Annotated in this window: 10 protein-coding genes; 2 read left to right on the plus strand and 8 right to left on the minus strand. The window is 70.9% G+C overall.

From position 1 onward, the window contains the following. Positions 1 to 106: 106 nt before the first annotated feature. The 3 genes from AB0M88_RS19210 to AB0M88_RS19220 all read right to left on the minus strand — a co-directional run bounded on the left by AB0M88_RS19210 (position 107) and on the right by AB0M88_RS19220 (position 3,209). Positions 107 to 1,006 (minus strand): CDP-alcohol phosphatidyltransferase family protein, encoded by a 900-nt coding sequence (locus tag AB0M88_RS19210; RefSeq protein ID WP_364103470.1) that lies wholly within the window; start codon positions 1,004 to 1,006, stop codon positions 107 to 109. Positions 1,007 to 1,372: 366 nt separating this feature from the next. Continuing rightward, a complete protein-coding gene (locus AB0M88_RS19215; protein WP_364103473.1) occupies positions 1,373 to 2,257 on the minus strand; it encodes an NUDIX domain-containing protein in 885 nt (294 codons plus the stop codon). Between the two features lie 4 nt (positions 2,258 to 2,261). Further along, complete coding sequence (locus AB0M88_RS19220; protein WP_364103476.1) at positions 2,262 to 3,209, minus strand: NUDIX domain-containing protein; 948 nt, start codon at positions 3,207 to 3,209, stop codon at positions 2,262 to 2,264. A 203-nt stretch (positions 3,210 to 3,412) separates the two neighbouring features. Here AB0M88_RS19220 and AB0M88_RS19225 point away from each other — a divergent pair, with 203 nt between their 5' ends. After that, positions 3,413 to 3,625, plus strand: a complete 213-nt coding sequence (locus AB0M88_RS19225) for a PspC domain-containing protein (RefSeq protein WP_364103479.1) — start codon at positions 3,413 to 3,415, stop codon at positions 3,623 to 3,625. Here the strand turns inward: AB0M88_RS19225 and guaA are convergent. After that, positions 3,609 to 5,156: a glutamine-hydrolyzing GMP synthase gene (guaA, locus tag AB0M88_RS19230; protein ID WP_364103482.1), complete on the minus strand. Its 1,548-nt coding sequence runs from the start codon at positions 5,154 to 5,156 to the stop codon at positions 3,609 to 3,611. The two genes, AB0M88_RS19225 and guaA, sit on opposite strands and share 17 nt — an antisense overlap. A 33-nt stretch (positions 5,157 to 5,189) precedes the next feature. Then, positions 5,190 to 6,563, minus strand: a complete 1,374-nt coding sequence (locus tag AB0M88_RS19235) for a S8 family serine peptidase (protein ID WP_364103485.1) — start codon at positions 6,561 to 6,563, stop codon at positions 5,190 to 5,192. A gap of 119 nt (positions 6,564 to 6,682) precedes the next feature. Between AB0M88_RS19235 and AB0M88_RS19240 the strand changes: the two genes are divergently transcribed. Next, positions 6,683 to 7,768: an LCP family protein gene (locus AB0M88_RS19240; protein ID WP_364103487.1), complete on the plus strand. Its 1,086-nt coding sequence runs from the start codon at positions 6,683 to 6,685 to the stop codon at positions 7,766 to 7,768. Here the strand turns inward: AB0M88_RS19240 and AB0M88_RS19245 are convergent. The 3 genes from AB0M88_RS19245 to guaB form a co-directional block, all read right to left on the minus strand. Then, on the minus strand, positions 7,765 to 9,111 hold the full coding sequence (locus AB0M88_RS19245; protein ID WP_364103727.1) for a M1 family metallopeptidase: 1,347 nt from the start codon (positions 9,109 to 9,111) through the stop codon (positions 7,765 to 7,767). The two genes, AB0M88_RS19240 and AB0M88_RS19245, sit on opposite strands and share 4 nt — an antisense overlap. A 74-nt stretch (positions 9,112 to 9,185) precedes the next feature. Then, positions 9,186 to 10,304: a GuaB3 family IMP dehydrogenase-related protein gene (locus AB0M88_RS19250; RefSeq protein WP_364103490.1), complete on the minus strand. Its 1,119-nt coding sequence runs from the start codon at positions 10,302 to 10,304 to the stop codon at positions 9,186 to 9,188. Between the two features lie 67 nt (positions 10,305 to 10,371). Continuing rightward, complete coding sequence (gene guaB / locus AB0M88_RS19255) at positions 10,372 to 11,889, minus strand: IMP dehydrogenase (RefSeq protein WP_364103493.1); 1,518 nt, start codon at positions 11,887 to 11,889, stop codon at positions 10,372 to 10,374. Positions 11,890 to 12,012 lie beyond the last annotated feature (123 nt).

Below are 12,012 nucleotides of genomic sequence, written 5' to 3' on the forward strand. Positions count from 1 at the left end.
CTCACCTGTTCGTGGGGGTCTCGAGGGACTTCGCCCGCTGGGTCTCGGCCCCTGGCCACCCGGCCGTGGGCCCCCCCGCGGGGGGCGGCCTTCTCCGGGTTCGAGGTCAGACTTTGCGGGCGCGGGCCCACATCACGGGGCCGCTCAGCAGGTATGCCGCGACGACCGCCACGAACGTGAGACGGGCGTCGACGAAGGCGGCCACCAGCGGCAGCAGCCACAGCCACGGCGGCAGCTTGAGCAGGCGGGCGAGCTTCGCGTAGGGGAAGCTCGACACCATCGCGAAGGCGAGCAACGCCACCCCGCCGAGCAGGGCGAACCCGGGCAGCGGCAGGTCGATCAGCACGGTCAGCGCCAGCACGGCCGCGGCCATGGTGGTGGGCACGCCGCAGAAGAACTTGCCGTCCTTGGGCGAGACGTTGAACCGGGCGAGCCGGATCGCGGCGCACGCGGCGACCAGCACGCAGGCGACCATCGCGGCCGCCGTGGGCACCTCGTGGGCCAGTGACGCGTAGACGACCACCGGGGCGGCCAGGCCGAACGAGCACATGTCGGCCAGCGAGTCCATCTGGGCGCCGAACGGGCTCGACACGCCCAGCTTGCGGGCGAGCGCGCCGTCGAGGCCGTCGAACGCCACGCAGGCGACCAGGCAGGCGGCCGCGCCGCGGACCTCGCCGTGCATGGCCAGGAAGATCGCGACCAGGCCGAGGCTCAGGCTGGCCAGGGTGCAGCCGTTGACCAGCGCGAACCGCAGTCGCCGGGCGACCGTGTGCTCGCCCGGCAGCAGGGAGGCGACACCCTCGGCCTCGACGACCGAGGCCGCGATGGCCGGTGCGGAGGCTGCCATGTGTACGCCGGTCGGGAGTTCGGTCCGGGGCGTGACGATCTCCGGCCCCGTGTAGATCACCTCGGCCCGGGTGGCGGTGGCGGCGCGTCCGGAATCACCGGGACGACGGCTCACCCGCACCAGCAGGGCTTGCCGGGCGATGCTTCCGCCTCGGCGCAACCGGCCTGCCCAACGACGCCCGGCGGGACGGGGACTATCCGTCGTACGCCGCCGGCGCCAAGGGGTACTCGGCACTTGCTTCCTCCAGTTGGGGATCGGTCGGCCCACCAGCTTCATTGCGGTGGGTTGTTGAGGTATCGCCCGTTGTCGTAACGGGCCCGGGGGAATGGCGGGTTACACCATCGCACAGCCGAAGGACCTTGGCGAGAGATCAAATGACGCTCCGAGGGTCGGTGCCTCGCGTCCTCTTCATCCCCCTCTGTCCACCCAGCTCGCTAGGCAGGTGAACTTCTTCGTGGGGCAAGTTTAACGCGTCGATTCACTATCGATCTCCGGTCCAACCGCCCGGCCCCGTCCCCGGGCGTACTAAAGGTGGTCGATGGCGGCCCGGGCCAGCTCGGTCAACTCCAACTTGTCGATCTCGTCACGGGTGAACCAGGCCGCCTGCGCGGTGGAACCACCGGCAGCCTCGGTGACCACCGCTTCGGTCGGCGCGTCGACCTCGACCCGGTAGAGCACGCGAATGGTGTGCCAGTCGATCGGCTGCCCCTCGGGCCCGAGCGCTCCGGGGTCGTAGCGGTGCGACACGCCGATCAGGCCGGTCACCCGGCCGTACTGGGAGCTCTCCTCGTACAGCTCGCGGGAGAGTGCCTGCTCGGGTGTCTCGCCGTGGTCGGTGCCCCCGCCCGGTACGTGCCAGAGGCCGGCTCCGGGGTAGCCCTCACTGATCAGGGTCAGCAGGATCCGCCGATCGGGGTCGGTGGCCGCCGCGTACGCCCCGAAGCGCTGGACCCGCTCGGGGCGGGCGAGCGGCTCGTCGGATGAGGTCGCCGGAGGCGGCGAATCGGACCGGCCGAGCAGATAGGCCGTGAACGGCATCAACGGCAGTTCCGGCAAATCCGAAGAAACGACCCATTCGACCCGATCGGTGGTCCCGTCGGCCTCGGCCCGCAGGCTGCCGCCGATGATCGAGACGTCGTAGACCAATCGGTCGGTGTGTTCCAGCGGCCCGGCCGGCAGCCGGAGCACGTCGGCGGTCACCGTGCGAAGTGAGTCGATGCGCACGGACAGACCGGTCTCCTCGGCGAACTCGCGGACCACCGCGTCGTCCGGATGCTCACCCTGCTCGACGCCGCCCCCGGGCAGCGTCCACTGCCCGGGGAACTCGCTGAGATCCGAATTGCGGGCGAGCAGCACCCGGCCGTCGGCATCCCGGCAGATCCCGTACGCGCCGACCCGTCTGATCTTCATCGCCCTAGATTAGTTGCGCCTTCCGCAGCGCCTCGGCCGTAATTTCCGTCAACTCGTCCTCGGACAGGGCCCTGACCTCGGCCAGCGGCATCCAGAGGGCCTCCGACGTGGAGCCGCCCACATCCTTGATCACAACCTCGGTCGGCTCGTCGACGATCACCCGGTAGAAGGCACGCACGCCGTGCCAGTCGATCGGGTAGCCCTCCGGGCCGAGCGACGCCGCGTCGCGATGGCTGGCCACGCCGAGCAGCTCGATCAGCCGGCCCTCCTGCCCGGTCTCCTCGACGAGTTCCCGGATCAGGGCGGTGCCGGGCTGCTCGCCGTAGTCGGTGCCGCCGCCCGGCAGGTGCCAGCGGCCCTCACCCGGATAGCCCGGGGCGATGCGGGTCATCAGCAGGTTGTCGTGCGGGTCGGTGGCGATGGCGTACGCCGCGAAGCGCTGCGCGCGGTGGAGGCCGTCCGGCCCCGGGTAGGCGTAGAAGGACGGGAAGTCGGGTGCCACCTCGGGCCGGAGGTCGCCGGCCGAGGCGTCGAGGCCGAGGGCGGCCGCCGCGAACGTGCGGAGTTTGAGCCGCGACGCCTCTTCGAGGGTGTGCCAGCGAGCCAGGTCGGTGGGGTGCCCGACGCGGTCGACGAGGGTGCCGCCGCGGATCGAGACGGCGTAGATGAGCCGGTCCGTGTGGATGGTGACGCCGCGGTGCGGCAGGGAGCGCATGTCCGCGAGGACGTCGCGCAGCCCGGTCACGGCCACCGAGAGCCCGGTCTCGGCGGCGGTCTCGCGGACGACGGTGTGGTTGGGGTCCTCGCCGTGGTCGACGGCGCCGCCGGGAAGCGACCAGACGCCCGGAGTGCCGGAGCGGCTGGACGCCCGGACCAACAGGACACGGCCGTCGTCATCGGTGGCAACGGCGTACGCGGCGATCCGGCGAAGCGGTTCGAGTGCGGGGGTCACGGGCGGCATTCTGCCCGGTTTAGGTGACCTTCAGAAAACGTCTGTCAAATTCCTGACAGACTGATCGCAGAACGTAACTGCTGATCAGAGCGTTGTAGCGGACACCACGCAGTCGGGTCGTTACCGGGCGTATCCACAAATCAGGGTTGGTATCCGGGCGGTCACCGAGGTCGTTGAGGGCCGTCCGCGGCGACCATCGAGGCATGACAGTCACCGCGTACAAGCAACTCCGCCGGCCCCTCGACGACCGGATCGTCGCCGGGGTCTGCAGCGGCCTCGGCCGTTACTTCGGCGTCGACCCGGTGCTGGTCCGGGTCGGTTTCGCGATCTTCGCCGCGGCCACCTGGGGCGCCGCCCTTCTCGCCTACCCCCTGATGTGGTTCCTGATGCCCGAGGAAGTCACTCCCACTCGATAGTGCCCGGCGGCTTGCTCGTCACGTCGAGCACGACCCGGTTGACCTCGCGCACCTCGTTGGTGATGCGGGTCGAGATGCGGGCGATCAGGTCGTACGGCAGGCGCGACCAGTCCGCGGTCATCGCGTCCTCGCTGGAGACCGGGCGCAGCACGACCGGATGGCCGTAGCTGCGGCCGTCGCCCTGCACGCCGACGCTGCGCACGTCGGCCAGCAGCACCACCGGGAACTGCCAGACGTCGCGGTCGAGCCCGGCCGCGGTCAGCTCCTCGCGGGCGACCAGGTCGGCGGCGCGCAGGATGTCGAGCCGGTCGCGGTCGACCGCGCCGATGATGCGGATGGCCAGGCCGGGCCCGGGGAACGGCTGCCGCTGGACGATCTCGTCGGGCAGCCCGAGCTCGGTGCCGAGCGCCCGCACCTCGTCCTTGAACAGCGTGCGGAGCGGCTCGATCAGCGCGAACTGGAGATCGTCGGGGAGGCCGCCGACGTTGTGGTGCGACTTGATGTTGGCGGTGCCGGTGCCGCCGCCCGACTCGACCACGTCGGGGTAGAGCGTGCCCTGCACCAGGAACTCGATGTGCCGCTCGGCGTCGAGCTCGCGGGCCGCGCCCTCGAACGTCCGGATGAACTCGCGCCCGATGATCTTGCGTTTCTGCTCGGGGTCGGTGACCCCGGCCAGGTGCCCGAGGAAGACGTCGGCCGCGTCGACCACCTTGAGCCGGATGCCGGTGGCGGCCACGTAGTCCTTCTCGACCTGCTCGGCCTCGCCCGCCCGCAGCAGGCCGTGGTCGACGAAGACGCAGGTCAGCTGGTCGCCGATGGCCCTGTGCACGAGCGCCGCCGCGACCGCCGAGTCGACCCCGCCGGAGAGACCGCAGATCACCTGCTTGTCGCCGACCTGCTCGCGGATCGCCGCGACCTGGTCCTCGATGATGTTGGTCGGCGTCCAGGTCGGCTCCAGGCCGGCGATGTCGTAGAGGAACCGGCGGAGCATCTCCTGGCCCTGCTCGGTGTGCGCCACCTCGGGGTGGAACTGCACGCCGGCCCGCTTGGCGGTGAGGTCTTCGAACGCGGCGACCGGGGCGCTCGGGGTCGACGCGGTGACCGCGAAGCCCTGCGGGGCGACCGCCACGCTGTCGCCGTGGCTCATCCAGACCGGCAGGCCCTCGGGCAGCCCCCGCAGCAGCGTGCCGCCCTGGGCGGTCAGGGTCGTCCGCCCGTACTCCCGGGAGCCGGTGTGCGCGACCGTGCCGCCGAGCGCCTGGGCCATCGCCTGGAAGCCGTAGCAGATGCCGAAGACCGGGACCTCGCTGTCGAACAGGGTCGCGTCGAGGCCGGGCGCGCCCGCCTCGTAGACGCTGGACGGGCCGCCGGACAGGATGATCGCGGCCGGGTCTTTGGCCAGCATCTCGGCGACCGGCATCGAGTGCGGCACGATTTCCGAGTAGACCCGCGCCTCCCGGACGCGGCGGGCGATCAGCTGAGCGTATTGAGCGCCGAAGTCGACGACGAGAACGGGACGCGGGGTAGTCACCGGCCAAAGTTTACCGAGCGCGTTTTCGCCTGCTCAGACGCGCACCCCGCGAGCGGTGCCGGCGGCGTTCCCGGCCCGGTCGTCGGCCCGCGCCTGGATCGCGACCAGGCCCTTGGCGGTCGCCTTCCAGGAGAGGGTGTACGGCGCGGTGGTGTCGGTGGCGACCAGACGACCGGCCGCGTAGAACCGCACCCGGGCGACACCGTGCTGGTCGGCGGCGGCGACCGTGGCCGTGACGACGCCGCGGGTCACCTTCGGGGTGGCCGCGAAGACCACGGTCGGCGCGGTCTTGTCACCCGCGACCGGCAGGGCGTTGAGCGCGTTCAGGGCGTCGACCCGGCCGACCGCGCCGACCCGGGAGGCGACGAGCGCGGCCCGGACCGTGGCCGCCGACGGCGCCGGGTCGGTCGAGGCGAGCAGGCCGGCCAGACCGGCGGCGAACGGGGTCGCCGACGACGTGCCGCAGTACTGCTCGATCGCGCCGTTCAGCGCCTGCGACGGGTTGCAGCCGGGCGCGGTCACGTCGACCCAGCTGCCGTAGTTCGACCACGCGTAGCGGGTGCCGGTGCTGGTCTCGCCGCCGACCGCGACCACAGCCGGGATCGCGGCCGGGTAGTGCGCGACGCTCGACCCGTCGTTGCCGGCCGCGGCCAGCACCAGGGCACCCTTGCCGGTCGCGTAGGTCACCGCGTCGCGCAGCAGCTGGCTGTCGTCGGTGCCGCTCAGCGACAGGTTGACGATGGTCGCGCCGTGGTCGGCGGCGTACCGGATGCCCTCGGCGATGTCGGTGTAGCTGCCGCTGCCGTCCTTGCCGAGCACCTTGACCGGCAGGATCCGGCAGGCCCAGCAGACGCCGGCGATGCCGGTCCGGTTGTAGCCGTCGGCCGCGATGACCTCGGCGGCCATCGTGCCGTGGCCGCTGTCGTCGCGCGGGTCGTCGTCGTTGTTGACGAAGTCGTGGCCCGGCAGAACCCGCCCGGCCAGGTCGGGGGTGGCGGTCACGCCGGTGTCGACGACCGCGATCACGACGCGGTTCGCGCCGCGCACCGACGACCAGGCCTGGTTGACCCGGGTCTGCACGGCACCCCACTGGGTCTTGTAGCCGGGGTCGTCCGGGGTCAGCGCGGCCGCGTGGGCGACGTGGTCGGGCTCGACGTAGGCGACGTCCGGGTCGGCGGCGAGCGTGCGGGCGGCGTCGGCGACCCGGGACGCCGGCACGTCGACGGCGACGGCACCGGGGAGGGCCTCGGTGCGTACGGGATCAACGGCGGCCAGCGCCTTCCGGCCGTCGGCCGACGGCCGGAGACCGACGACGAGGGTCTCCGCGGCGGTGGCGGCATGAGCGGGGAGGGCCGGCGTCACGGCGATCGCCGCGAGGGCTCCCAAAACCAGTTCCCGTACGCGCATGTACCCGCTCCCCTGTTGTCCCGGCCTGCCCCCTCACCTTCGGATTCGACGGGTTGAGTCTTGGTGGGCGCGTGGTTGCGGATCTGGTGCCGCTGGAGAGGGTCATTTACTGTGCGGCCATGCGAACTTCGAAGTTGCGACGCTCGATCGGCGGAGCCCTGGTCATGGTGCTGCTGGCCACCGGGGCCGCGTGTTCGCACTCGAAGAAGCCGGCCGGGCACCCGGCCGCCGCGGCGCCGACCACCTCCGCCCCGGCCGCGCCGACCTCCCCGCCGCCGTCGCCCGGTGCCGACATCAAGGGCCCGCTCGACCTGCTGCTGCTCGGCGTCGACACCCGCGTGACGATCCCCGACTGGGAGCCGCACTCCGACGCGATCATGCTGCTGCACGTCGAGCCCGGCCTGAAGACGGCCTACCTCTATTCGCTCCCCCGCGACCTGCTGGTCAAGATGCCGGCGTTCGGCAAGGCCGGCTTCGGCGGCGGCACCTACAAGCTGACCGAGGCGATGAGCCGCGGGTCGCGGGTGCCCGGCTCGAAGACGGCGAACGTGCCGCAGGGCTACGAGCTGCTCACCAGGACCCTGAGCAACTACACCGGCATCAAGACGTTCCAGGCCGGCGCGATCCTCAACTTCGGCGGCCTGTCCGGCCTCGTCGACAAGCTCGGCGGCATCGACATGACGGTCGACGAGACGGTCAAGTCGCACCACCGCAAGCCGGACGGCTCACTGCGGCCGCTCAAGCCGGGCGGCGGCGACTACACCGGCCCGCAGGCGGTCTACAAGCCGGGCCGACACCACTTCATCGGCTGGCAGGCGATCGACTACGCGCGCCAGCGCTACGGCCTGCCCAACGGCGACTACGACCGGCAGCGGCACCAGCGCCAACTGGTCGAGGCGATCCTGGCCAAGGCGCGCACCCAGGGGCTGAACGGCGACGCCGGCAAGCTTCAGGGCATCATCTCGGCGCTCGGCAAGTCACTGGTCGACGTGGGCGGGCGCAGCCCCCTCGAATACGCGTACGCCCTGCGCGACCTGACCCCGGCCGGCATCACCCTGGTCGGCCTGCCCGGCACCGGGGTCGGCAGCGGCGGCGCCTACCGGGGCGAGGCGCTCCAGAGCGAGGGCAAGGCGTTTCTCAAAGCGGTCGCGCAGGACAAGGTCGCCGCGTTCCTGGCCGCCCACAAGAAGCTGGTCAACCACTAGGGGTGCGGCGGTTTGGTCTTGCCGTAGAGCCAGGCCTGGAAGAGCGGCTCGAGGTTCTTGCCGGACAGGCTCGAGGCGAGCGACTTCATCTCGGCGGTGGTGCCGTTGCCGTCACGATGGGTGCTGGTCCAGGTGGTGAGCAGCTTGCCGAACGCCTCGTCGCCCATCGCCTCGCGCAGCGCGTAGACGGTCATCGCCCCGCGCTGATAGACGGCGTCGCCGAACAGCCGGGACACCCCCGGGTCGCCGGGCGGATCACCCCAGTGGAACCCGTTGTAGGCCTGGTCGAACGACCCGGCCACGGTCGCGCCGCCCGAGTGCTCGGTCCACAGCCACTCGGCGTAGGTCGCGAAGCCCTCGTTGAGCCAGATGTCCTTCCAGCGTTCGAGCGCCACGCTGTCGCCGAACCATTGATGGGCCAGCTCGTGGGCGACCACGGTCGGGTCGGGGCCGTCGTTGAAGAACGACGAGGCGTACGCGGGCCGGGTCTGGGTCTCCAGCGCATAGCCGATCCGGCTGTCGTCGACGACGATCGCGCCGTAGGCGTCGAACGGATAGGGCCCGAACTTACCGGCCAGGAAGTCAGCGATCTCGCCGGTGCGGTCCACCGACCGGGCCGCGGGGCCGTCGGCCGGCAGCGAGTTCGCCACCGCGATCACCATCGGCTTCCCGTCGTGAGTGGACGTTTCGACCCGGTAGTTTCCGATCACGACGGTGGACAGGTAGCTGGCCATCGGCGAGGCCTCGGACCAGTTCCAGGTCGTCCAGCCGCCGCTGCTCGAGGGCGGACCGGCCACCCCGTTGCTGATCACCTTCAGGCCGTCCGGCACGGTCATCGCCAGCTTGAAGGTCGCCTTGTCGGCCGGATGGTCGTTCACCGGGTACCACGTGCTCGCCGACTGCGGCTGGCCCAGCGCGATCGCGCCGTCCGGCGTGCGCAGCCAGCCACCCCCGCCGATGTCGGGATCCCGCAATTGCGCCGGCTTCCCGCTGTACGCCACGACGACCGTCATCGCCCCGCCCCGGCGAATCCCGTCCGAGGGCGTCACCACCAGCTCGTCACCGTCCACATCGGACGTGGCGGGAAGGTTGTCGACCACCACCGACTGGACGCTCAGGTGAGCCAGATCCAGGTCGAAACGCCGCAGGTTCTCGGTCGCGGTCGCCGTGATCGTCGCCGTACCCTCCAGCTGCCCCGACTCGGGGTCGTACTTCAGGGCCAGGTCGTAGCCGGCCACGTCGTAGCCGCCGTTGCCGGCGGTCGGCAGATAGGCGTCGCCGATGCCCTTCGCCCCGTCGACAAACGTCAGCGGGTCACTCGGCTTGCTCGTGCAGCCGTCCATCGCGCCGGCGCCCAGAAGCACGGCGGCGGCCAGCACCGCGACCGGCCGCCTCTCTCGTCTCACGTCGCCCGGCCTCAGTGGTCGAGGACCAGGGCGACCTTCTGGAACTCCTTGACGTCGCGGTAGCCGCACTTGGCCATCGCCCGGCGCAGACCGCCGAACAGGTTGAGCTGGCCGTCGGCCCGGTTGGCCGGGCCGTACAGCAGTTCCTCGAGCGTGCCGTCGGGCTCGCCCGCGATGCAGAACCCGCCCCGGGGCAGCGACGGGTGGCTGGCCGACGAATGCCACCAGGCGCCACCGGCCGGCGCGCCCTCGGCCAGCGACAGCGGCTCGCCGAGCATGACCGCGTCGGCGCCGCAGCCGATCGCCTTGGCGATGTCGCCGCTGGTCGAGATGCCACCGTCGGCGATCAGGTGGACGTAGCGCCCGCCGGTCTCGTCAAGGTAGTCGCGGCGGGCGGCCGCCGCGTCGGCGATCGCGGTCGCCATCGGCACGCGGATGCCGAGCACGGTGTCGGTCGTCGACCACTCGTCGGCGCCGACCCCCACGATCACGCCGGCCGCGCCGGTACGCATGAGGTGCAGGGCCGTCTTGTAGTCCGTACACCCGCCGACGATGACCGGGAGGTCGAGGTCGGCGATGAACTCCTTGAGGTTGAGCGGCTCGTCGGTGACCGAGACGTGCTCGGCGCTGACCAGCGTGCCCTGGATGACCAGCAGGTCGATGCCGGCGTCCAGCACGACCGGGGCGAGTGCCAGCGTGTGCTGCGGCGACACCCGGACCGCGACGGTGATGCCGCCGTCCCGCATCGTCTTGACCCGCTCGGCGATCAGCTCGGGACGGATGGGTTCCGAGTAGACCTCCTGGAGACGCTTGGTCGCGTCGGCGTCCTCGTCGAGCGAGGCCAGCTCCTCCAGCACCTTGGTCGGGTCCTCGTACCGCGTCCAGAGGCCCTCGGCGTTGAGCACGCCCAGGCCGCCGAGGCGGCCCAGGGCGACGGCCGACTCCGGGCTCATGGTCGCGTCGGACGGGTGCGCGACGCACGGGATCTTGAACGGGTAGGCGTCGACCCGCCACTCGGTGGACACGTCGTCCACGTCGCGGGTCCGCCGGCTCGGCACGATGGCGATGTCGTCCAGGTGGTAACCGCGCTGGGCGGTCTTGCCGAGACCGATCTCCACGACGTCACGCATATTGCACTGCCTTTAGTCGATGTTGGGTGGTGGGCGGAGCGGTTGGATGGCTCTTGGCGTTCGCTATTCAGCGGGAGTGGTAATTGGGGGCCTCGACAGTCATCTGGATGTCGTGCGGGTGACTTTCCTTGAGGCCCGCAGCGGTAATCCTGATGAGCTGCCCACGCTCCTGCAAGTCGGGGACGGTCTCGGCACCGACGTAGCCCATTGCTGCCCGCAGGCCGCCGACCAGCTGGTGCGCCACCCGGGAAAGCGGACCGCGGTAGGGCACCTGACCCTCGACGCCCTCGGGGACGAGCTTGTCCTCGTTGACATCCTGCTGGAAATAACGGTCCTTCGAGTACGACTTGGCCTGACCGCGCGACTGCATCGCGCCGAGCGAGCCCATGCCCCGATAGGACTTGTATTGCTTGCCGTTGATGAAGATGAGGTCGCCGGGGCTCTCCTCGGAGCCGGCGAGCAGGCTGCCCAGCATCACCGAGTCGGCGCCGGCCACGATCGCCTTGGCGATGTCGCCGCTGTATTGAATGCCGCCGTCGGCGATCACCGGCACGCCGGCCGGGCGGCAGGCCCGGGACGCCTCCATGATCGCGGTGATCTGCGGGACGCCGACCCCGGCCACTACCCGCGTCGTGCAGATGGCGCCCGGACCGACACCCACCTTGACCGCGTCGGCACCGGCCTCGACCAGCGCCCGGGCCCCCGCGTACGTCGCGATGTTGCCACCCACGATGTCGATCGAGACGTCCTTCTTGAGCCGGGACACCATCTCGAGCACCGCCCGCTGGTGGCCGTGCGCGGTGTCCACGATCACGACGTCGACGCCGGCGTCGACCAGGGCCCGCGCCCGCTTGTAGGAATCGTCGCCGACCCCGACCGCCGCGGCCACCCGCAGCCGGCCCTGGGCGTCCTTGGTCGCGTTGGGGTATTGCTCGGACTTCACGAAGTCCTTCACCGTGATCAGCCCACGGAGGTGGCCGCCCTCGTCGACCAGCGGCAGCTTCTCCACCTTGTGCTGGGAGAGCAGCGCGAGCGCCTGGTCCTTGGTGACCCCGACCGGGGCGGTGATCAGCGGCATCTTGGTCATCACCTCGCGCACCTTGGCGCTGGTGTCGGTGACGAACCGCATGTCACGGTTGGTCACGATGCCGACCAGCACGCCCTGCGCGTCGACCACCGGCAGGCCCGAGATGCGGTAGCGCGCGCACATCTGGTCGACCTGCTGCAGCGTGTCGTCGGGGCTGCAGGTGATCGGGTTGGTGATCATGCCGGACTCGGACCGCTTCACCAGGTCGACCTGGGACGCCTGGTCTTCCAGGGAGAGGTTGCGGTGCAGCACGCCGATGCCGCCCTGACGGGCCATGGCGATCGCCATGCGGGCCTCGGTGACCGTGTCCATCGCGCTCGAGAGCAGTGGGATCGACAACTCGACATGGCGAGTCATCTGGGTGATCGTGTTGACCCGGCTGGGCACGACATCCGACTCGGCGGGTTGCAGCAGCACGTCGTCGAAGGTCAGGCCGAGCGGCACGGTGCGAGCCGACTCAGAACGGGCGGACTCAGTTTCCCCGAACTCACTTGGCACGGACTCACTTGGCACTGGGCATCCCTTACTGCAGAAAGACGGAGTGTTTATCCTACCCATCGCCCCGCTCCGGCCTCCCGTGGCGGACAGCGCGTGCGGGCCAGCGCACACCTGCCGAAGGTG

The organism is Actinoplanes sp. NPDC051411 (assembly GCF_040682075.1).
In the GTDB taxonomy this organism is placed as follows: Bacteria; Actinomycetota; Actinomycetes; order Mycobacteriales; family Micromonosporaceae; genus Actinoplanes.